This window comes from Nocardioides sp. T2.26MG-1, assembly GCF_950101795.1.
GTDB lineage: Bacteria > Actinomycetota > Actinomycetes > Propionibacteriales > Nocardioidaceae > Nocardioides.
The window spans coordinates 199,137-218,183 of the sequence record NZ_CATNLZ010000033.1 but is presented as its reverse complement, the minus strand read 5'-3'; the positions used below and the strand labels follow the sequence as shown (position 1 = coordinate 218,183).

Sequence of the window (19,047 nt, the reverse complement as noted above, 5' to 3'; positions counted from 1 at the left end):
TGGTTGAGTTCGTGCTCGTCAAGGATCGGGCCGAGACGACCGGAGGTCGCGCGCATGGGTGCACTGTCGAGACGAGGGTTCCTGGGGGCGGCCGCAGCCGGTGCCACCGCGGTCGGGGTGGCCGGGCCGGCCCGGGCGGGGATCCTCTCCGCCCCGGTCACCGAGGAGCGCCGCCAGGCGGTGGTGATCGGCTCCGGGTTCGGCGGCGGGGTCACCGCTCGGCGGCTCGGGCGCGCCGGCATCAAGACGCTCGTGCTCGAGCGCGGCATGCGCTGGCCCACCGGCCCGGGGTCCGACACGTTCCCCACGCTGACGAACAACGACCACCGGTCGTCGTGGCTCTCCGCCGTCCCGACGATGCCGGTGCCGCCGACCAACCCCAACGCGTTCATCCCCTACACGGGCCTGATCGAGCGGGTGCGCGGGGTCGGCGTCGACGTCATCTGCGTCGCGGCCGTGGGCGGCGGGTCGATCAGCTACCACGGCATGACCGTGCAGCCGCAGCAGGAGTCGTTCGCGATCACGGTGTCGAGCTCGATCGACTACGACCTGCTCGACCGCGACCACTACCGCCGGGTGGCGCGCGACCTGCACGTCTCGCCGATCCCCGACGACATCCTCGCCGACCCGCGCTACGCCGCCCCGCGGATCTTCGAGAGGCGCGGGCGCGAGGCGGGGTTCGAGACGTTCCGGATCGACTCGCCGACCGACTGGGATGTCGTACGCCGTGAGCTGCGCGGCGAGCTGCCCCCGTCGTACATCACCGGCGACATGACGTTCGGCTGCAACAACGGCGGGCGCTGGTCGGTCGACGTCACCTACCTCGCCCAGGCCGAGGCGACCGGCAACGTGCAGGTCGCGCCGCTGCACCGGGTCGCGGACATCGCCCGCACGCCGGCAGGGGAGTGGCTCGTCGAGTGCGAGCGGATCTCCACCAGCGGGCAGGTGCTCGAGCGCAAGCGGATCACCACTCGCGCGCTGTTCCTCGGGGCCGGGTCGCCCGGCACGACGCGGCTGATGGTCAAGGCCCGCGACAAGGGCCTGATCCCCGACCTGCCCGACGCGGTCGGCACCGGCTGGGGCACCAACGGCGAGCGCGTGTACGCCGCCGTCACCAGCCAGGACAGCCCCGGCGCCTACCAGGCCGGCCCGGTCGCGATGGGTGCCCGCGACTGGTCCGACCCGGCCCGCGCGCTGACGATGACCACGGGCCCGATCCCGCTGCCCGCCGACGTCAACACCTACACGATCGCCGCCTTCATGGTCACCGAGGAGACCGGCCGGTGGCAGTACGACGCCCTGCGCGACGACGCGTTCCCCGTGTGGGACCGCACCAACGAGCTGGACACCAAGCCGGTACTGGACGCGGCGGTCGAGCGGATCACCAGCGACACGCCGTTCCACCTCGACCTCGACTCGAACCTGCTCGACGACACCACGTTCCACGCGGTCGGCGGCGTGCCGTTCGGCTCGGCGGTCGACGACGCGGGCCGGGTGCTGGGTCAGCGCGGCCTCTACGTGATGGACGGCTCGCGGATCGCCGGCTCGTGCGCGGCCTGCAACCCGTCGATGACGGTCGCGGCGCTCGCGGAGTACTCGATGGACGTGGTGCTGCGCCAGGACCTCGACGTGCTCGTGTGAGGCGCGAGGGCTCTCATCCGGCCAGCCGGTCCAGACCGTGGTAGACGAGGAACGCCGGCCAGACGAGGCCCTCGAGGATCGCGAGCACGTACCACCAGAAGCCGTCGGCCTGCTGCCAGAACCACACCCAGGCCCCGAAGATGCCGAGCCCGTAGAGCGCGCCGCTGGCGCCGGAGCTCGCGGAACTGTTGTCACCCACGTCTCCCGACGCTAGTGCCGGCGGGGCGCCCGTGCCCAGGGTCGCAAGACCCAGGTGCGGTGGTGCGCGATCAGGGGCAGGCTGGTGGCATGCCGGGGGCCAGCAGCGAGGACAGGGTCAAGGTCAACGTGCGCTACCGGGCCGAGCTCGAGCTGCTCGCCGGCGAGAGCCTGTGGGCCGCACCGGTCGACGCGCACGACGCCGGCGGCACCTATGCGCTGCAGAACAACTCCTTCTACATCCCGCTCGCCGTGGGCGACGTGGTGCGCGCCGAGCTCAACGGCGACGAGATCCTGCAGGTCGTCGACGTCGTCGAGCCGGCCCCGGTCGTGCTCACCTCGGTCGCGGTCAACGGCGACCACGAGGCGGCCCGCGCGCTGGGCGAGCGGTGGCGCGAGCACGGCGCCAACTGGAGCGAGGGGATGGAGGGCCTGCTCTCCACGGTCTGGAAGGCCGGGGTCGACGCAGAGCAGGTGCTGGCGGCGCTGGCGCCCGACCTCAGTGCGGGGCTGGGCGAGCTGCTGTGGCTGGCCCGGCCCGAGCAGCGCTCGCGCGAAGCACAGACGGCGATCGACTTCGAGCTCGACCGCGTGCAGCACTTCCCTCCGGTCGAGACGAGCTACTGGGCGGCCGACGACCCGTTCTGGCGCGAGGTCGGGCTCGACTCGCCCGACTTCCTCGCCTACCTCCAGACGTTGGCCGGCCGCGACGCGGAGCTGGCCGCGGCCCTCGAGTCCGGCGACTACACCCGGGTGCGCGAGATGCTCTCGTTCATCAACGACGGTCCGCTCTGGTAGCGCCCGGGACGCCGGGTCGTCCGCGACTCGTCACCGGGCCGACACCGGGACGCCGCCCGGCCAGGCCAGCCTGTGTCCATGACTGATCTCGGGCAGCCCCTCCCTCGTCGTACCTTCCTCCGCGCCGGCGCGGTCTCCGTGGCCGGCGGCCTCGCCCTCGGCGCGGCCTCCGGCTCGCTCCGTCCGGCGGCCGCGGCGGCCGGTCTGGTCTCGCGCCGTCTCGAGCTGCCGTCCGGCGTCGCCACCGGCGACGTCACCAGCCGCGGCGCGGTGCTGTGGGCCCGGTCCTCGGACGTCGGCCGGCTCGTGGCCGACGTGCGCAGCGGCCGGACCACCCGCCGGGTCCGCGGACCCTGGGCGACGCCGGACACCGACCACACCGCGAAGATCGTGCTGGACGGGCTGACGCCCGGCCGGGACCACGACGTACGCCTCTCCTTCGAGGACGAGCACGGCCGCACCGGCGAGGCACAGGTGGCCTCGTTCACCACCGCCGGGACCCGCGGCGGGGCGACCAGCTTCGTCTGGACCGGCGACAGCTGCGGCCAGGGCTGGGGCATCAACCCCGACCTCGGCGGGATGGTCGGCTACCGCACGATGCACCGGACGCGGCCCGACTTCTTCCTCCACTCCGGCGACACCGTCTACGCCGACGGCCCGATCGCCGCGACCGTCACCGAGCCCGACGGCCAGGTCTGGCGCAACGTCGTCGCCGAGGGCGTCGACAAGGTGGCCGAGGAGCTCGATGAGTTCCGCGGCCGGCACCGCTACACCCGCCTCGACGCCAACTACCGGGCCTTCGCAGCCGAGGTCCCGATCATCGGGCAGTGGGACGACCACGAGACCCACAACAACTGGTACCCGGGCCAGATCCTCACCGACGAGCGCTACACCGAGCGGCGCGTCGACGTGCTGGCCGCCCGCGCCCGGCAGGCCTGGCAGGAGTACCTCCCGATCGCCGGCTCGCCGTCGCGCGGCCGGATCTACCGCAAGGTCGAGCGCGGCCGGCACCTCGACGTGTTCTGCCTCGACATGCGCACCTACAAGGACCCCAACACCGCCGGCACCGAGGCCGAGCCGACCCACATCCTCGGGCAGGAGCAGACCGACTGGCTGATCCGGGAGGTACGGCGGTCCCGCGCGACCTGGAAGGTGATCGCGGCCGACCTGCCCCTCGGCCTGGTCGTGCCGGACGGGCCGGTCAACCAGGAGAGCCTGGCCAACCGCGACCCGGGCGCCCCGCTGGGCAAGGAGCTCGAGATCGCCGGCGTGCTCAGCGCGTTCAAGCGCCACGGCATCCGCAACGTGGTGTGGCTGACCGCCGACGTGCACTACTGCGCCGCACACCACTACGACCCGGCGCGGGCGGGCTTCACCGACTTCGACCCGTTCTGGGAGTTCGTGGCCGGGCCGATCGCCGCGGGCACGTTCGGGCCAAACGACCTCGACGCGACCTTCGGCCCCGAGGTGGTGTTCACCAAGCACGCGGCGACCCCGAACGAGTCCCCGCGCCGCGGCAACCAGTTCTTCGGTCACGTCGCCATCGACGACGACGGCCGGATGACGGTCAGCCTGCGGGACCTGAGCGGCGCCGTGCTGTTCAGCCAGGACCTCGAGCCGCAGGCCGAGAGGGTCTGAGTCCGGGCCGGGCGTCAGGTGTAGACGTCGACGACGCCGGAGGTCCGGGTCGCGGCGGGAGCGGGCTTGGCTGATGCGGAGCCGGTGCCGGAGGTGGCAGCCGGGGCGGCGGTGGCGTCGGCGGCGGCGGCTGTGGCGGAGGAGCTCGTCGAGGGGCTGAGCTCGTCGTTCTCGAGCGTGAGCGCGGTGGCGGCCCGGGCGACCTCGGCCCGCGCGGCCTCGATGGCGAGCCGGTCGGAGAGGAGGATCTCGTCGGCCGCCTTCCCCGCGAGGTCCGTCGTGAGCTTCTTCTGGGCCTCCTTGAGGCCCAGCAGCGCGGCACGGTAGGCGTCCTGGGCGTTGGTCCCGATCGACGCGCCGGTCACGCCGCCGACCGCCGCAAGGCGTCTCCCGACCGCCTCGACCCTGATACTCATCGCCCTCACCTCGATCCTGCCGATCCGCTACGTCCTGTTCATCGGCAGGCGGCGTGGGGAGGTTGAGCCGGTGTGGGTGAGTTCACAGATCAGGTGCGCACGAGGCGGACCGCGCCCTCCCGCCGCGGGTCGGCGGCCGCCACCAGGTGGCCGTCGGGGCGCACCAGCGTCGCGCCGACCCCGCCGTAGTACATCGACAGGCCCTCCTCGGCCTCGCGCTTGACCACCTCGTCCGCCCGGCCGGCGTGGTGGACGTGCACGCGCGGGTGGTGCACGGCCTCCGCGAGGCCGAGCCCGCCGGCGAAGCCCGCGAGGACCTGGGCGACCGCGGTGGCGATCCGGCCGGCGCCCGGCGAGCCGATCGCGAGCACCGAGCCGTCCGTGTGGCGCCCGACCGTGGGAGCCATGTTCGACAGCAGCCGGGTGCCCGGCGACAGCGAGTGCAGGCCGCCGGGGGTGAGCTCCTGCTCTCCGAGGGTGTTGTTGAGCCAGATGCCGGTGCCGCGGGCGATCATCCCCGAGAAGTAGCCCGAGGAGACCGTGACCGCGCAGGCGCGGCCCTCGGTGTCGGTGGCCGAGCAGTGCGTGGTCGAGCCCGACTCCCGGAGCAGTGCGGGCCCGCGGCCGAGCACCTCGCGCTGCACCCGGACCAGCAGCTCGACGTCCTCCGCGGTCCACGGCCCGTGCGGCCGTCCCCCGAGCAGGCGCAGCATCGCGGCGACGCTCGCGCCGCCGACCGACGGCGGCGGTGTGGTCGCCAGTGTCCACTCGCCGACCCGAGTGGCCAGGGACGTGTGGACCACGGGGCGGTACGCCGCCAGGTCGTCCGGGCCGAGGATCCCGCCGCGGTCCAGCACGTCGGCCGCGATCAGCCGCGCCAGCTCGCCGGTGTGCAGCACCGCCGCGCCCTCGACGGCGATCAGCTCGAGCGAGCGGGCCAGGTCGGGCAGCACGACGAGACCGGTAGTCACCTCGCCCTGGTCGTCGTGCACCGCGGCGCGGCTGGCGTCGTCCCAGCCGAAGATCGAGTCGTGGACATAGTCGAGGTAGTAGCGCGACGCTGCGCTCAGCCGGAAACCGCCGCGGGCCACGTCGAGCGCCGGCGCGACCACGTCGCGCCAGGGCAGTCGGCCGTCGCGGCGGTGCACCTCCTCGAACGCCGCCACCGACCCGTGCGCCGCCACCGAGCCGGGCCCGATGGTGATGTCCACGCCCCCGCCGTACTCCGTGTGGATGTCCCAGGTGCCGCCCCCGAGCGCCCGTCCGCGGCCGGGCATGTCCATCCAGCCGTCGGCGGTGTACGCCGGGCCGCCGGGCGGCTGCACCGTCACGAACCCGCCCGAGCTGAGCGAGACCAGCCCGACCTCGTTGACCATCGTGACCAGCGAGGCGGCCAGCGCGGCGTCGACGGCGTTGCCGCCCGCCAGCGCGACCTGCTCGCCGGCGTCCGCGGCCGCGTCGTTGGGGGCGGCGATCGCGACGTCGGGCATGTCTCGGAGGCTACCGAGGCGGCTGCCGGCGGGGCCGGTCCCGCCACGCAGCGGTGCCCCACAGCGCCCAGAGCACCAGCACCGGCTGGAAGAACAGGCGGACGAACCGCTTGGTGTCGGTGTCGAGACCGAAGGCGTCCTTGTGCTCGGCCCACTGGGCGATGTTGCCGGGGAAGATCGCGACGAAGAACGCCGCCACCACCAGGCCCACGCCGACCCGGCCCCGCGCCCACGCGACCAGCGCGGCGCCGAGCGTGAGCTCGACGATCCCCGAGACCAGGACGACCGGGTCGTCGTCGACCGGGAACCAGTCGGGCACCTGCGCCGTGAAGTCCTCCCGCGCGAACGTCAGGTGGCTGGTGCCGGCGAACAGCAGCACCAGGCCGAGGCCGATGCGGGCCAGGGTGCGGGGCCGCGACGTCGGGGGTGCGCTGAGGAGGCTCATGCGTCGACGCTAGCCGTGAGGTGGTGCTGCTCCTCGGCCTCGGCCTGCGGCCCGGGCACGACGTGGGTCCTGGCCCGGATCACCGGGACGAAGACCGCGACGAGCGCGGCGAGCGCCGAGGTGGCGGCGAGGACGCCGAACCCGTGGGTGTAGCCGGCGTCGACGGGCAGCCCACTGGGCTGGGCGCCGGACGTGACCACCGTGGCCAGGACGGCGGAGCCGATCGCGCCGCCGACCGTGCGGATGTTGGTGTTCATGCCGCTCGCGACGCCGGTCTGGGACTGCGGCACGGCGTCGACGACGAGGTTGGACATCGCCGCGAACGAGAGCCCGAAGGCCAGGCCCAGCACCGTGGTCTCGACGAGCACCAGCCACACCGAGCCGTGCGCGAGCGTCAGGCCGAGGGTGCCGAGCGCGGTGAGCGTGGCGCCGACGACGAGCAGCAGCTTGGAGCCGTAGCGGTGGGCGAGCCGGCCGGCGAGCACCCCGGCGACGAACGACGCCACCGTCTGCGGCAGCAGGAGCAGCCCGGACTCGGTGACCGTGGCGCCGAAGCCGTAGCCGGCCGCTTCGGGGGTCTGCAGGAACTGCGGCAGGAACGCGAACATCGAGTACATGCCGGCGCCGAATAGCAGCGCGACCAGGTTCACGGTCCACACGGTCGGGATCCGCATCATCGTCATGTCGACCAGCGGGCTGTCGCTGCGCGCCTCCGTGACCACCCAGGTGGGCAGGAGCACGGCGGCGGCGACGAACAGGCCGATCACCCGGCCCGAGCTCCATCCCCACGTGTGGCCCTGGCTCACGCCGAGCAGCAGCGCGACCAGCCACGCGGAGAGCAGGAGTGCGGTGCCGACGTTGATCCGACCGGGCGCGCGCTCGGGCGACTCGGGGATGTAGAACGCGGTCGCGACGGTCGCGACGACCGTCATCCCCATCGGGATCCAGAACAGCCAGTGGTAGCTCAGCGCGTCGACGACCGGCCCGGCGATCACCAGGCCGACCCCGCCGCCGACCGCGAGCAGCGCGGCCGCCGTACCGACCGCGCCGGCGACCTTGTCCCGCGGGAACTCGTCACGGATGATCCCGAACGTCAGCGGCAGCACGCCGCCGCCGATGCCCTGGATGATGCGGGCGACGATCAGCACGCCGATCGAGGTCGCCATCGCCGCGAGCAGCGAGCCGACCGCGAGCGCGGCCAGCGCGGCGACGAGCATCCGCTCCTTGCCCACCTTGTCGCCGACGCGCCCGATGATCGGCGTGAACACCGAGGCGGACAGCAGGTACGCCGTCAGCACCCACGTCACCGTGGCCTGGTCGGTGTCCAGCGCCGCCTCGATCGTGGGCAGCACCGGGTTGACCATCGACTGCAGCAGCGAGAACGACGCGACGCCCAGGCAGAGCACCACGAACGTGATGCGGTAGTCGGTGCGGTGGGCAGTCGGGGCCATCGGCGCTCCTCCGGAGTGGGTGGTCCCGGGACGCGCTCCGGGCCTCAGCCCCAACCGCAGGGCCCGACGGTTGATTCCGTCAACGGTCGTCCGATTTCGTGACCTGGGCCACGGTCGGAGCGTCGATCGCCGCCTCGCCCATCGAGAACCCACCGGTGCTCCGGCTGTGCAGCAGGGCCGCCAGCGCCTTCATCGCGGCAGGATGCCGGCGACCGATCTCCACCAGGACCCCTCGCAGCGACGCCTCGCCGAGCGACCCGAGCCAGGAGGTGATCTCCACGAGCTCGCCGTCTCCGACCCCGGAGCGGTTGGTCGGCTCGCCGCCGGTCTGGCCGGACGCCACCAGCGCCGTGGCCACGAGGTGCTTGCAGAACTGACCCTCGGTGCCCACCCCGCAGGTGCAGGACCAGTCGGTCGTGCGGAGCACGACGTGGTACGTCGAGGACCCGTGCGCCACGGCGCGCACCACGCCCGCGGCCGCGGAGACGATCTCGACCCGCCCGCGACGGGCGCAGTCCTCGCCCTCGACGAGCGAGCGCTCGTCGGCGAGGTCGGTCAGCTCGATCCACATGCCTCCAGCATGTCCTACTGCGGCTCGGTGGTGGGTTCTCCACAGGTCGCTCCCGCGCCACTGGCGCCGAGGGCCGCGGCGGCGTTCGCTGGTCCCATGCCGAAATCTCGGGGACGCAAGAAGAAGACGACGCCACCACGACCCGGACGACCGGGCCTGACGCCCCAACAGCGCCGCATGCTCGACCTGATGGCGGCGGCCGATGCAGCCGAGGCGCGGGGGGACGCAGCGGCGGCACTCGAGGTCATGTGTCGCGAGACGATGGACGACAACGGTCGTCTCTTCTGGCGACCCTGGCGCATCTCGAGGCTCGACCAGCTGATCACGCTCGAGCCGCTGCTGCCGCGTTGGGCGATCTCGCGCTGGATCCTCGAGCAGGCGACTCAGGCACTCGATCCGGCGATGCGCTGCGGCCACGCCGCCGCGCGGGCGGTCGCGATCGAGCTGCGCGGTGGTCGCGCCGCGCTGCCCGGGATCGACGAACGCGACGCGATGGCCCGGATCATCGAGAGCGACTGGGTCTACCGCCAGCTCGTTCTCTACGACCACGGTGGGCTCGCGTCGTTCCTGAGGCGGCTGGCGGCGGGCGATCTGGTGGCGGGTGCCGACCGGATCCACGACTGGGTGGGCGTCCCGATGCGCGCCTTCCGGTTCGAGCGACGCGAGCCGACCGTGCTGCACTGGACCGACCTGACCACCGGGGAGCCGGTCACCGTGCCCAACCTGGGCGCTGCCGCACTCGTGCTACCGGGTGAGCATGTGATCGGCCGGCTGGTGCCGACGGCCGAGGGGCGGATGTTCGAAGGCATCCCGCTCGGTGTCCCCGCCGAGGTGGCGGCCGCCGTTGCCGAGGGCGCGGGCGACTGGGTCGGCGCGCTGCGGCGGCAAGCCGCGGACCACCCCGACGAGCTGGCGACGACGATCGTGCGCGGCAATCAGCTGGTCACCGACGTGCCCGACCTGGTCTGGCGCCACGTCGTGCTGGACTCGGCCGGAGATTGGGATCCCCGTTCGGACGGCTGGGAGGTCTTCGTCGAAGGTGCCATCGGGCTGGTCCGAGCCGCGATGACCGGCGGACTCGAGTCACGCGACAGTGACGAGCTCCTGGACCCATGGCCGTGCCTGGGTGCCGTGCTCTGTCATCCACCGACCCTCGAACGGTTGTGGCGTGAGTTCGGGCCTGCGGACGCGCCCGGCCTGCTGGCCCTCGCCGAGCGGATCTTCGGGCCCGGCGGTGCCGTCTGTCGCGAGCTGGCTGCTACGGCCCTGGCTGCGGCCTAGGCCCGAGGCTCCAGGCGGGGTCGTCGCGGGAACAGCATCGGCACGCGGTCGACCACCTCGCGGTACGCCGGGCGCCGCTCGAGGCTGCGCTGCTCCATCATCGGGATGCTGACCCCGAGGAACAGCGCGAGCATCGCGACGGCTCCGACGAAGACCCACCACCAGCTCGACGGGTCTGCGGCCAACCCGAACAGGGCGAGCGACAACCAGAAGGTGATCTCGCCGAGGTAGTTCGGGTGCCGGGTCCACGCCCACAGCCCGCGGTCCATCACCTGACCGGGCTTGCGGGTGCGGAGGAACCGGTGCATCTGGCGGTCGGCGACCAGTTCGAGGGTGACCGCCGCCAGCCCGACCAGGAGGGCGACCCCGTCCAGCCACCCGACGTCGCGCCCGGAGCGCGTGGTGACGACGTACACCGGCACCATGCCGAGGAACACCTGCAGCGTCGGCACCAGGTGGATGCCGCCGAGGTCGACCACCACCGACTCTGCGGTGGGCCGGCCGTCCTTGAGCATCGTGTAGCGCCAGTCCTCGTGGTCGAGGCCGGTGAACGTCTCGACCCAGTTGGCGGTGAGCCGGACCGCCCAGAGCGTGATCAGCCCGATCACCAGCCAGGAACGGGCCTGGTCGACGTCGGGCGTGCTCTCGGCCCACCACCACAGGGCGAGCAGCGGGGGCAGCACGCTCCAGTACGGGTCGTAGAAGCTCGAGTTGCGGTAGCCCCGGCTGAACCCGAAGACCACCAGCGTCGCCAGGACGTCCGCGATCAGGCCGTCCAGCCAGAGCCGCCCGGTGTCCGGTCCGGCGTACAGCCAGGCGGCCGCGGAGGCGAACGCGACGACGTACGCCGCGAGGACGCGCAGCAGCGCGGCGGACCGGGTCATGGCGCCTGACCGTAGTGGCATTCCGCTAGGTTCGGGCGGTGCCTGTGGTCGTGGTGCCCTACTCGTCCGACTGGCCGGTGTGGTTCGAGCGGGTGGCCGCAGACCTACGCGCCGCGCTCGCGGAGGTGCCGGCGGCGGTCGTGGAGCACGTCGGGTCGACCTCGGTGCCTGGACTGGCCGCCAAGCCCGTCATCGACATCGACGTGATCGTGGCCGGCTCCGATGTCGGAGCCGCGATCGCGGCGCTGGAGGCCCTCGGGTACGTCCACCTCGGCGACCTCGGGGTCGCCGACCGGGAGGCGTTCAGGGCCCCCGACGACGACCCGCGCCGGCACGTCTACGTGTGCCGGGCCGGCACCCTGAACGTGCGCAACCATCTGGCGGTCCGGGACGTGCTGCGGGCGCGCCCGGACCTCCGCGACGAGTACGGCGCCGTCAAGCTGGCGCTCGCCTCCGACCCGGCGATGGACATCGACACCTATATCGCCCGCAAGTCCCCGGTGCTGCAGAAGGTCTTGGCGGCCTCCGACCTCACCGACGAGGAGCGGCTAGAGATCCTCCGGCTCAACGACCCGACCGTCTGAGGGCGGCTGGCGCAGCTGTTCCTCGAGTCGGTCGAGGGCGCGTTGGAGCGCCTCGCCGTTGGCGAGGTGGTTGGCGGTGCTGCCGTCGACGACGGTGGTGCCGGTGGGACCGACGAGCCGGTGGAGACCGTGCGGCGTGCGCCAGAGGTACTCGTCGGGGCCGAGCTGACGGAGCCGGTAGTCGCGGTGGGTCTTGGCTCGATGGACCCGCCGCGTGAGGGGTGCGACGTTGTGGTCGCCGGTCTGGCCCGGTGGGCCGCCTCTCGGCGGTGGGAGGTACGGCGTGGGGTGGTCCATGTCGAGGCGGGCCCGGCTGCTGCTGCGGGTGGCGTGTGGGAACACGTCGCCGCCGGTGCGGAGCAGGGTGCGCTCGACGACGTCGGCCGGGTGCGCGTAGGAGTCCACGGTCCGGGTCGTCGCGAGGTCGATCACGCCGGCGCAGCGGACCCGGCTGTGGCGGAGCAGGCGGCGTACCTGGTCGAGGACTATCGGCCCGAGGCCGTCGACCTCGGCGACCGGGCCGACGACGCCGTCGACCGCAGAGCGTGACAGGTGGACGTAGACGACGGCGTCGGTGCGACGCGAGCGGTGCCGACGCGGTGACCCGTCGGAGGCGGGGGCGGTCGAGTGCTCGGCGAGCAGGTCGGCCAGCTGCTCGGGATGGGCCAGCCAGCCGAACGCCTCGGCGCGGAGCTCCTCGGTGCTGACGTCCTCGGGGAGCCCGGTGAGGTCGCGCCGCTCGCGGAGGATCTCGGCCACCCGGGCGACGATCGCATCGATCCACACGGCGTCACCGGGGGTGATCCGGGCGATGACGTGCCGCAGCCCCTGGCCGTCGGTGCGGGACAGTCGGACGTAGCGGGCCCGCAGCGCCGCCTCGATCCGGGCGGCGTGCGCCGCCGGGTCGGCGGCGATGACCGCACCCTCGGCGGCCCGCAGGATGCGGCCCGGCGAGTCGGTGCGGATCACCTCGGCGACCGCGTCGTCGACCAGGGCCGCCTGGTCACGGTCAAGCGCGCGGGTCATCCGGGCGATCTTGCGGGCCACCCACACCTCGCAGGTCAGCTCACGCGTGGCGACCCAGGTGCGCGGCAGCCGGTGCCGCAGGTCCAATGCGTCGGCCATCAGCAGGCCGGCGGCGGAGGTGTGGATCTCGAGCGCTGTCGCGAGCTCGGGCAGGCAGAGGTCCTGGACCAGGGGAGTGCCAGGGCCGCCGTAGTCGATCAGCTGGTCGCCCCCGGCCCACACCGGCACCGCGCCGGGCCGGTCCTGCGGGTCGTCGCCGTGGAGGTCCGCCCAGTGCGCGGCGATCTCGAGCTCCTCGACGGCGGCGCTGCGCCGGGCATGCACCGCCGCGCCCGCGGCGGCCAGCGTGGCCGCCGGGTCGAGCTCGTCGAGGAACGGTTCCATAACGACAGTATATACGAACACAATTGCGAAAACAAGCTAGATTCGAGCGGCCGGAACTGCGAGACTGCGGGACGTGATCGGACGACTTGCCGGCATCGTGATCGACTGTCCCGCACCCCGCGCGTTGGCGGGCAGTGATCGGTTCCGCGCTCCCGACTGGGCCTCCGGGGAGCCGCCGCAGCTGCTGCATCTCGACATCCTGGTCGACGATCTCGACCGGGCCGAGGCTCAGGTCCTCGACCTCGGGGGCACCCTCGTGGACGGCTCCGGCAAGCCGATCGGCTTCCGCGTGTACGCCGACCCGGTCGGCCATCCGTTCTGCCTCGTGACGCCCGAGGGGCTCACGTGCTGAGCGGCGTCGGCCGCCTCACCGCCACGGTGGCGTGTGGCGCGCGACGTACGCCCGGGCGCGCGGCAGCGGGTCGCACCAGTATTGGTCGGGCCGCCGACTAGCGTGCTCGACGCAGTACTCGTCGAGGGTGGACGTGATCGTGAGGCGCTCCAGCGGCCGGCCCTCGAAGTCCGCGTTCACTGCGAGCAGGTCGGTCTCGGAGTTCCACCCCGCGTGGTCGTAGGCCCAGCCGTCCCAGGTGGCGAACGCGTGGAAGGCGTGCGGTTCGCCGACGAACCGGACGCCGGCGAGACCGATCTCCCGGTCGGGGTACGACTCGCGGCACACCCAGGCCAGGACGTGGCAGGCGCCGGCGGCGAAGAACGCCTGGTCGGTCCGCTCCCACGCGACTCGCTGGTCTGATCTCTCGATCGCCGTCCGACGGAAGGTCCCTGCCGCGATCGCCACCATGATGCCGACGCTAGTGGCGGCGATCGGGAGACTGCGACAATCCGGGGATGCCCGGCAGTGTCGTGAAGATCGACTTCAAGAAGTCGCTGGACTCCTACCAGGCTCGCGCCGGCGAGTTCCGGATCCTGCAGGTCCCGCCGCTGCAGTACCTGATGGTCGACGGGCACGGCGACCCGAACACCGCCCCGGCGTACGCCGACGCGCTCGCCGCCGTGTACCCGGTCGCGTACGCGGTGAAGTTCGCGAGCAAGCGTGACCTGGGCCGCGACTACGTGGTCCCGCCGCTGGAGGCCCTGTGGTGGGCCGAGGACCTGGCCGTCTTCACCTCGGCGCGCGACAAGTCCGCGTGGGACTGGACCGTGATGCTCATGGTCCCCGACTGGATCGGACGCGAGCTGGTCGACGACGCCGTCGCGACGGTGGCGGCCAAGGGCCGTCCGCGCGCTCTCGACCGGGTCCGACTGGAGGTGCTCGACGAGCGTACGGCGGTGCAGACGCTGCATCTGGGCGCGTACGACGCCGAGGCCGAGACGCTGGCCGACCTGCACGACCGGTTCATCCCGGAGGCGGGTCTGCGGATGACCGGCAAGCACCACGAGATCTACCTCAGCGACCCGCGCCGGGTCGAGCCGTCGCGCTTGCGGACGATCCTGCGCCAGCCGGTCGAGCCTTCTACCTGGGGCTGAATCGGGCCGAGGGGTTGCGCACCCGACTGCATAAGTCGTAACTTCTATTCGTCATGACTTATAAACCCGACGACGCATGGACCGCCCTGGCCGACCGGACCCGGCGGGCCATCGTCATGGAGCTGGCCGAGGGTGAGCGCACCGTCGGCGAGCTGACCGCCGCACTGCCGGTGAGCCAGCCGGCGGTCTCGCAGCACCTGAAGGTGCTCAAGGAGATCGGCATGGTCACCGACCGTGCCGAGGGCACCCGGCGCTGCTACCGGCTCAACCAGCACGGGGTCGCCGCCCTCCGTGACCAGCTCGACACGTTCTGGCGGCGGGCGTTGGAGAACCTCGAACAGCACATCGACCAGGAGGATCAGCAATGACGCAGGACGCAGTGGTGCAGCGCACCGTCGTGGTGAAGGGGACGCCCGAGCAGGCGTTCGCGGTCTTCACCCAGCAGTTCGACGCCATCAAGCCGCGCGAGCACAACCTGCTCGGCGCGCCCATCGTCGAGACCGTCCTCGAGCCCCGCGTCGGCGGCCGGATCGTCGATCGGGCCGAGGACGGCACCGAGTGCGCCTGGGCGCGTGTCCTCGCGTTCGACCCGCCCGACCGGCTGGTGTTCAGCTGGGACATCGGTCCGACCTGGCAGCTCGAGCCGGATCCGGCGAACGCCAGCGAGGTGGAGATCCGGTTCGTCGCCGACGGCCCGGACCGGACCCGGGTCGAGCTCGAGCACCGCCACCTCGACCGGCACGGCGACGGCTGGGAGTCGGTGCGCGACGGTGTGGCCGACGAGCAGGGCTGGACGCTGTACCTGGAGCGCTACGCGGGCCTGGTGCCGACGGCGTAGCAACACTGCCACTGCCCGAGCATGCGTGTTTCGGGCGGTCACCGGGCACACTGGAAGACATGACGGTGACGGCGACCCAGGCGGAGCCCCGGACGGCGCCCGGCGGGCTGACCCCCGACCAGGTCGACCAACTGGGCCACGAGCTCGACGCGATCCGGCAGGACGTGCTCGACAGCCGCGGCGAACGGGACGCGGCGTACATCCGCCGCGTGGTACGCGTGCAGCGGATGCTCGAGCTCGGCAGCCGCGCCGTCCTGCTGCGCAGCCGGCGCCCGGCCGCGTGGGTGCTCGGCACCGCCGGCCTGACCGTCGCCAAGGTCCTCGACAACATGGAGATCGGCCACAACGTCCTGCACGGGCAGTGGGACTGGATGCGCGACCCCAAGATCCACTCCAGCACCTGGGAGTGGGACTACGTCACGCCGGCCGCCCAGTGGAAGCGCGCCCACAACGTCACCCACCACACCTACACGAACATCGTCGGCATGGACAACGACCTCGGCTACGGCATCATGCGCGTCGACGAGGCGCAGGAGTGGAAGCCGCGCTACCTGGTGCAGCCGGTCTGGAACTTCGTGACCGCGTGCATCTTCGAGTACGGGATCGCGATGTTCGACCTCGACCTCGGCGACCACATCCGCGACAAGCGGAACATGTCGCCGGAGAAGAAGGCCGAGGTCAAGGTGACGCTCGCCAAGGCGGGCCGCCAGCTGACCAAGGACTTCGTGCTCTACCCGGCGCTGTCGGGCCGCGGCTGGCGCTCCACGCTGGCCGCCAACGCGACCGCCAACCTGGTGCGCAACCTCTGGAGCCACTCCGTGATCATGTGCGGGCACTTCCCCGAGGGCGTGCAGACCTTCGAGCAGGAGCAGCTCGACGTCAACGAGTCCCGCGGCGCCTGGTACCTGCGCCAGATGCTCGGCTCGGCCAACATCTCCGGTCCGCCGCTCCTGCACCTGATGACCGGCAACCTGTCCCACCAGATCGAGCACCACATCTTCCCGGACCTGCCGAGCAACCGGTACGCCGAGATCGCGCCGCGGGTCCGCGAGGTGTTCACCCAGCACGGCCTGGCCTACAACGCCCGGCCGATGGTGCGCCAGGTCGCCAGCGCGTGGCACAAGGTGCTCCGGCTCTCGCTGCCGAACGGCTGGCTGGCCGAGACCAACCGCCGCAACCTGGTGCCTCAGCTCAGGCGGCTCGCGGCGCGTCCCGCCTGATCCAGGCCGTCGTCCGGCCGGTCCGGGTCGTCGGGCTCGTCCGCGCTCTCGGGGCCGCCGGACCCGTCGGTGCCGTCGGGCGCCTCCGACTGCTCGGGGCTGCCCGACGGCTCGTCGGCGGTGTCGTCAGCGGTGCCCTCGTCGCCGGTCTCGGTGGGCCCGGAGCCCGGGTCGTCGGAGTCGGGGTCCGAGGCGTCGGCGTCGTGGCCGGTGTCGTCGCCGGTCTGGCTGCCGGATTCATCACCTGGCTCGTCGTCCGGATCCTCGCCCTGGTGTTGTGCCCCACCCGACGTACCGGAGGCGGGAGCGCCGCCTCCGGCCGTGCCGGACGGGGCTCCCGCGGGCACCACGGGGGATGTGCCCGCGGGAGCGTCTGGGGTGTCCTGCGCCGCGTCGTCCGAGGGAGCGGTGGACGGGGCGCCGGAGGCCGGCGAGCGGTCGAGGGGCGCCGGAGGCTGCTCCTGCCGGCCGCTCCCCGGCAGGAGGTGCTGGTGCTGCGCGATGCCGAGCCCGGCGGCGACGGCGGTGCCTGCTCCGATCGCGACCTGGACGCCGAGACCGAGCCCGGCCACGGCCCGCAGCAGGCGGCGCCACCACGCGGGCCCGGCGACCGCGGCGCGGCCGCGGGTGCCGGGGGCCAGCCAGACCTGAAGAGCCGGTGACGGTGCCGGGGCCGGCGTCGCCGCGAGGTCGGACCGATGGGCGGCCAACGCGGCCGCGAGCGGCCGGAGCTCCGCCTGGACGGGCTGCTCGCCGCCCCGGGCGGCGGCGAGGATCGCCTCCGCCTGGTCGTGGGTCAGGAGCGTGGTCATGAGGTCGCCTTGCTGTCGTGGGGGGAGCTGTCGAAGGGGGAGGCGGGGCCGTCCGGGTCGTCGGCCAGCGAGCGGCGCAGCGCGTCGAGTGCCCGGCGCTGCAGCGACTTCACGGTGCCGACCCGCTTGCCCATCACTCGGGCGGTCTGCTCGAGCGAGAGATCGGTGAGCAGGCGGAGCGTGACGACCTCCCGCTGATCGGGGGTGAGCCGGTCGAGGTGGGTGGCGAGGTCGTCGGCGCCGGCCCGGGCGAGCACGTCGTCCTCGACACTCGGCACCGACCGGGCGTCGTCCTCGGCCTGCCACGGGGCGACCGGCACCCGACGAGCCCGCTGGCGCTGCTCGTCGACGACCCGGCGGCGGGCGATCGTCAGCAGCAGCGCGGTGAACCCTGTCTCGTCGCCCTCGAAGCGGCCGATGCCGGAGAACGCCGCCGCGAACACGTCGCTGGTGATCTCCTCGACCTCGACCGCGCCGCGCGACCGCACGAACGCCGCCACCCGGCCCGCATGGCGCGCCCACAGCTCGGCGAAGGCAGCGCCCTCGCCGAGCCGTGCGTCACGCAGCAGGTCTTGGAAGTCCACGGGCTCACATTGTGCAGCGGGTGCCGCGGGTGGTGCCGGGACCGGGACCTGCCGGGCGATCAGACAACCGCGTACCACACGGTGCGGCCGCCCTCGGCCGCCGCACGGTCGCCGTCGTTGCCGGCCTCGCTCCCGTTGTCGTCGTCGTCCTCACCCTCGTCGGCGGTGGAGCAGGCGTCGTCCGCCGCGTCGTCGGCGTCCTCGTCGTCCACGCCGTCCTCGTCCGCGTCCTCGTTGCCGTCAGCGGTGCCGTCCTCGTCGGAGTCGGCGTCCTCGGGGTCGGTGCCGTTCTCGTTCTCGTCCTCGTCGTCGACGCCGTCGGAGTCGCTGTCCGCGTCGTCGGCGACGCACCGCTCGGTGGCGTCGTCCTCGTCCTCGTTGTCGACCTGGTCGTGGTCGGCGTCCTCGTCACCGTCGAGCGTGCCGTCGTCGTCGGTGTCCGCGTCGGCCGGGTCGGTGCTGCGGTAGCCGTCGCGGACCTCGTCGCCGTCGTCGTCGCCGTCGTCGTCGGTGTCCTGGTCACGCGGGTCGAGCCCCCGGCGGAACTCGCCGATGTTGCGCAGCCCGTCGTGGTCGACGTCCCCGCGGGCGTTGGCGCGGTGCGGGTTGAGGTGGTGGGCGACCTCCCACCGGTTCGGCATGCCGTCCCCGTCGCTGTCCCGGCTCGTCTGCGCCGAGCTCGGGCTGCCCAGCGCCAGGGGGGCCGCGATCGCCGCCAGGCCGGCGGCCACGGCCGCCACGCCGCGCCGGTGCGAGAAGTAGGTGCTCACGATGCTGGGTCCTCCCGGTGGGCGCTGCGGTTCAGCGCGCTCATCGAGTAAATCGTCGGCTGCGTCGAGCGGGATACGGGTCTGCCCGACATTTCTCTCGGGGGTGCCGCTGACGCTGCGCCGTGCCGGCTGCTGGCAGGCTGGCGCCATGGAACGTGTGCTGGGTATCGGTGGGTACTTCATCCGGGCGGCCGACCCCTCGGCCCTGAGCGCGTGGTACCGCGAGTGCCTGGGCCTGGACGCCGACGAGAACGGCGTCTGGCACCCGGACGCCGGCCCGACCGTGTTCGCGGCGTTCGACCCCGACACCGACTACCTCGGGTCCCGCGAGCAGCGCACCATGCTGAACTTCCGGGTCGCCGACCTGGACGCGATGCTCGCCCAGCTGCGCGAGCGGGGCGCTGACGTGGCGGCGGAGACCGAGGACATGGACGGCGTCGGCCGGTTCGGCTGGGTCACCGACCCCGAGGGCAACCGCGTCGAGCTCTGGCAGCCCGCCTGACCACCGGCGGATAACCGGCGCCGGTC

General features: G+C 72.9%; 23 protein-coding genes. 11 read left to right on the top strand and 12 right to left on the bottom strand.

Translation table 11 applies throughout. The features are described from left to right. The first annotated feature begins 54 nt into the window (after positions 1–54). A complete protein-coding gene (locus tag QQZ14_RS19170; protein WP_284536007.1) occupies positions 55–1,641 on the top strand; it encodes a GMC oxidoreductase in 1,587 nt (528 codons plus the stop codon). A 13-nt stretch (positions 1,642–1,654) separates the two neighbouring features. On the opposite strand, the gene QQZ14_RS19165 is transcribed toward QQZ14_RS19170, so the two are convergent. Then, positions 1,655–1,840, bottom strand: coding sequence for a hypothetical protein (locus QQZ14_RS19165; RefSeq protein WP_284536006.1), 186 nt, complete (start codon positions 1,838–1,840; stop codon positions 1,655–1,657). An 89-nt stretch (positions 1,841–1,929) separates the two neighbouring features. Here QQZ14_RS19165 and QQZ14_RS19160 point away from each other — a divergent pair, with 89 nt between their 5' ends. Beyond that, a complete protein-coding gene (locus QQZ14_RS19160; protein ID WP_284536005.1) occupies positions 1,930–2,637 on the top strand; it encodes a hypothetical protein in 708 nt (235 codons plus the stop codon). Between the two features lie 78 nt (positions 2,638–2,715). Then, positions 2,716–4,275: an alkaline phosphatase D family protein gene (locus QQZ14_RS19155; RefSeq protein ID WP_284536003.1), complete on the top strand. Its 1,560-nt coding sequence runs from the start codon at positions 2,716–2,718 to the stop codon at positions 4,273–4,275. Between the two features lie 14 nt (positions 4,276–4,289). On the opposite strand, the gene QQZ14_RS19150 is transcribed toward QQZ14_RS19155, so the two are convergent. The 5 genes from QQZ14_RS19150 to QQZ14_RS19130 all read right to left on the bottom strand — a co-directional run bounded on the left by QQZ14_RS19150 (position 4,290) and on the right by QQZ14_RS19130 (position 8,648). Further along, a complete protein-coding gene (locus QQZ14_RS19150) occupies positions 4,290–4,691 on the bottom strand; it encodes a hypothetical protein (RefSeq protein WP_284536002.1) in 402 nt (133 codons plus the stop codon). Positions 4,692–4,780: 89 nt separating this feature from the next. Then, a complete protein-coding gene (locus QQZ14_RS19145) occupies positions 4,781–6,181 on the bottom strand; it encodes a gamma-glutamyltransferase (protein WP_284536001.1) in 1,401 nt (466 codons plus the stop codon). A gap of 10 nt (positions 6,182–6,191) precedes the next feature. Further along, on the bottom strand, positions 6,192–6,626 hold the full coding sequence (locus QQZ14_RS19140) for a DoxX family protein (protein ID WP_284536000.1): 435 nt from the start codon (positions 6,624–6,626) through the stop codon (positions 6,192–6,194). Beyond that, complete coding sequence (locus QQZ14_RS19135; RefSeq protein ID WP_284535999.1) at positions 6,623–8,077, bottom strand: MFS transporter; 1,455 nt, start codon at positions 8,075–8,077, stop codon at positions 6,623–6,625. The genes QQZ14_RS19140 and QQZ14_RS19135 overlap by 4 nt, the downstream gene beginning before the upstream one ends. 79 nt (positions 8,078–8,156) lie before the next feature. Further along, complete coding sequence (locus QQZ14_RS19130; protein ID WP_284535998.1) at positions 8,157–8,648, bottom strand: SWIM zinc finger family protein; 492 nt, start codon at positions 8,646–8,648, stop codon at positions 8,157–8,159. A 96-nt stretch (positions 8,649–8,744) separates the two neighbouring features. On the opposite strand from QQZ14_RS19130, the gene QQZ14_RS19125 reads away from it, so the two are divergent. Beyond that, the gene (locus tag QQZ14_RS19125; protein ID WP_284535997.1) at positions 8,745–9,929 is read left to right on the top strand and encodes a hypothetical protein; all 1,185 of its coding nucleotides are present in this window, start codon (positions 8,745–8,747) and stop codon (positions 9,927–9,929) included. Here QQZ14_RS19125 and QQZ14_RS19120 read toward each other — a convergent pair. Beyond that, the gene (locus tag QQZ14_RS19120) at positions 9,926–10,813 is read right to left on the bottom strand and encodes a DUF1295 domain-containing protein (protein WP_284535996.1); all 888 of its coding nucleotides are present in this window, start codon (positions 10,811–10,813) and stop codon (positions 9,926–9,928) included. The two genes, QQZ14_RS19125 and QQZ14_RS19120, sit on opposite strands and share 4 nt — an antisense overlap. 38 nt (positions 10,814–10,851) lie before the next feature. Here QQZ14_RS19120 and QQZ14_RS19115 point away from each other — a divergent pair, with 38 nt between their 5' ends. Next, the gene (locus tag QQZ14_RS19115) at positions 10,852–11,397 is read left to right on the top strand and encodes a GrpB family protein (protein ID WP_284535995.1); all 546 of its coding nucleotides are present in this window, start codon (positions 10,852–10,854) and stop codon (positions 11,395–11,397) included. Here the strand turns inward: QQZ14_RS19115 and QQZ14_RS19110 are convergent. Continuing rightward, positions 11,362–12,807: a hypothetical protein gene (locus QQZ14_RS19110; RefSeq protein WP_284535993.1), complete on the bottom strand. Its 1,446-nt coding sequence runs from the start codon at positions 12,805–12,807 to the stop codon at positions 11,362–11,364. The genes QQZ14_RS19115 and QQZ14_RS19110 overlap by 36 nt on opposite strands. Before the next feature lie 73 nt (positions 12,808–12,880). On the opposite strand from QQZ14_RS19110, the gene QQZ14_RS19105 reads away from it, so the two are divergent. Next, on the top strand, positions 12,881–13,159 hold the full coding sequence (locus QQZ14_RS19105) for a VOC family protein (RefSeq protein WP_284535992.1): 279 nt from the start codon (positions 12,881–12,883) through the stop codon (positions 13,157–13,159). A 15-nt stretch (positions 13,160–13,174) separates the two neighbouring features. Here the strand turns inward: QQZ14_RS19105 and QQZ14_RS19100 are convergent, their stop codons facing one another. After that, positions 13,175–13,609 (bottom strand): hypothetical protein, encoded by a 435-nt coding sequence (locus tag QQZ14_RS19100; protein ID WP_284535991.1) that lies wholly within the window; start codon positions 13,607–13,609, stop codon positions 13,175–13,177. Positions 13,610–13,656: 47 nt separating this feature from the next. Here QQZ14_RS19100 and QQZ14_RS19095 point away from each other — a divergent pair, with 47 nt between their 5' ends. The 4 genes from QQZ14_RS19095 to QQZ14_RS19080 all read left to right on the top strand — a co-directional run bounded on the left by QQZ14_RS19095 (position 13,657) and on the right by QQZ14_RS19080 (position 16,353). After that, complete coding sequence (locus tag QQZ14_RS19095) at positions 13,657–14,295, top strand: GyrI-like domain-containing protein (RefSeq protein ID WP_284535990.1); 639 nt, start codon at positions 13,657–13,659, stop codon at positions 14,293–14,295. A gap of 53 nt (positions 14,296–14,348) precedes the next feature. After that, a complete protein-coding gene (locus QQZ14_RS19090; protein ID WP_284535989.1) occupies positions 14,349–14,663 on the top strand; it encodes an ArsR/SmtB family transcription factor in 315 nt (104 codons plus the stop codon). Beyond that, positions 14,660–15,133, top strand: coding sequence for an SRPBCC family protein (locus QQZ14_RS19085; protein ID WP_284535988.1), 474 nt, complete (start codon positions 14,660–14,662; stop codon positions 15,131–15,133). The genes QQZ14_RS19090 and QQZ14_RS19085 overlap by 4 nt, the downstream gene beginning before the upstream one ends. A 65-nt stretch (positions 15,134–15,198) precedes the next feature. Beyond that, positions 15,199–16,353, top strand: a complete 1,155-nt coding sequence (locus QQZ14_RS19080; RefSeq protein ID WP_446740507.1) for a fatty acid desaturase family protein — start codon at positions 15,199–15,201, stop codon at positions 16,351–16,353. Here the strand turns inward: QQZ14_RS19080 and QQZ14_RS19075 are convergent. The 3 genes from QQZ14_RS19075 to QQZ14_RS19065 are packed head-to-tail and all read right to left on the bottom strand — an operon-like array spanning position 16,320 to position 18,519. After that, positions 16,320–17,165 (bottom strand): hypothetical protein, encoded by an 846-nt coding sequence (locus QQZ14_RS19075; protein WP_284535986.1) that lies wholly within the window; start codon positions 17,163–17,165, stop codon positions 16,320–16,322. The genes QQZ14_RS19080 and QQZ14_RS19075 overlap by 34 nt on opposite strands. Further along, entirely contained in the window at positions 17,162–17,749 is a 588-nt protein-coding gene (locus QQZ14_RS19070) for an RNA polymerase sigma factor (protein WP_284535985.1), read from the bottom strand. The genes QQZ14_RS19075 and QQZ14_RS19070 overlap by 4 nt, the downstream gene beginning before the upstream one ends. 59 nt (positions 17,750–17,808) lie before the next feature. Beyond that, positions 17,809–18,519, bottom strand: a complete 711-nt coding sequence (locus QQZ14_RS19065) for a hypothetical protein (RefSeq protein WP_284535984.1) — start codon at positions 18,517–18,519, stop codon at positions 17,809–17,811. Between the two features lie 148 nt (positions 18,520–18,667). On the opposite strand from QQZ14_RS19065, the gene QQZ14_RS19060 reads away from it, so the two are divergent. Further along, the gene (locus QQZ14_RS19060; RefSeq protein WP_284535983.1) at positions 18,668–19,021 is read left to right on the top strand and encodes a VOC family protein; all 354 of its coding nucleotides are present in this window, start codon (positions 18,668–18,670) and stop codon (positions 19,019–19,021) included. The last annotated feature ends 26 nt before the right edge of the window (positions 19,022–19,047 follow it).

Coding starts and splice junctions, on each gene's coding strand:
- QQZ14_RS19170 (WP_284536007.1), top strand. CDS start 55: ATGGGTGCACTGTCGAGACGAGGGTTCCTGGGGGCGGCCGCAGCCGGT.
- QQZ14_RS19160 (WP_284536005.1), top strand. CDS start 1,930: ATGCCGGGGGCCAGCAGCGAGGACAGGGTCAAGGTCAACGTGCGCTAC.
- QQZ14_RS19155 (WP_284536003.1), top strand. CDS start 2,716: ATGACTGATCTCGGGCAGCCCCTCCCTCGTCGTACCTTCCTCCGCGCC.
- QQZ14_RS19150 (WP_284536002.1), bottom strand. CDS start 4,691: ATGAGTATCAGGGTCGAGGCGGTCGGGAGACGCCTTGCGGCGGTCGGC.
- QQZ14_RS19145 (WP_284536001.1), bottom strand. CDS start 6,181: ATGCCCGACGTCGCGATCGCCGCCCCCAACGACGCGGCCGCGGACGCC.
- QQZ14_RS19140 (WP_284536000.1), bottom strand. CDS start 6,626: ATGAGCCTCCTCAGCGCACCCCCGACGTCGCGGCCCCGCACCCTGGCC.
- QQZ14_RS19135 (WP_284535999.1), bottom strand. CDS start 8,077: ATGGCCCCGACTGCCCACCGCACCGACTACCGCATCACGTTCGTGGTG.
- QQZ14_RS19130 (WP_284535998.1), bottom strand. CDS start 8,648: ATGTGGATCGAGCTGACCGACCTCGCCGACGAGCGCTCGCTCGTCGAG.
- QQZ14_RS19125 (WP_284535997.1), top strand. CDS start 8,745: ATGCCGAAATCTCGGGGACGCAAGAAGAAGACGACGCCACCACGACCC.
- QQZ14_RS19120 (WP_284535996.1), bottom strand. CDS start 10,813: ATGACCCGGTCCGCCGCGCTGCTGCGCGTCCTCGCGGCGTACGTCGTC.
- QQZ14_RS19110 (WP_284535993.1), bottom strand. CDS start 12,807: ATGGAACCGTTCCTCGACGAGCTCGACCCGGCGGCCACGCTGGCCGCC.
- QQZ14_RS19100 (WP_284535991.1), bottom strand. CDS start 13,609: ATGGTGGCGATCGCGGCAGGGACCTTCCGTCGGACGGCGATCGAGAGA.
- QQZ14_RS19095 (WP_284535990.1), top strand. CDS start 13,657: ATGCCCGGCAGTGTCGTGAAGATCGACTTCAAGAAGTCGCTGGACTCC.
- QQZ14_RS19090 (WP_284535989.1), top strand. CDS start 14,349: ATGACTTATAAACCCGACGACGCATGGACCGCCCTGGCCGACCGGACC.
- QQZ14_RS19085 (WP_284535988.1), top strand. CDS start 14,660: ATGACGCAGGACGCAGTGGTGCAGCGCACCGTCGTGGTGAAGGGGACG.
- QQZ14_RS19075 (WP_284535986.1), bottom strand. CDS start 17,165: ATGACCACGCTCCTGACCCACGACCAGGCGGAGGCGATCCTCGCCGCC.
- QQZ14_RS19060 (WP_284535983.1), top strand. CDS start 18,668: ATGGAACGTGTGCTGGGTATCGGTGGGTACTTCATCCGGGCGGCCGAC.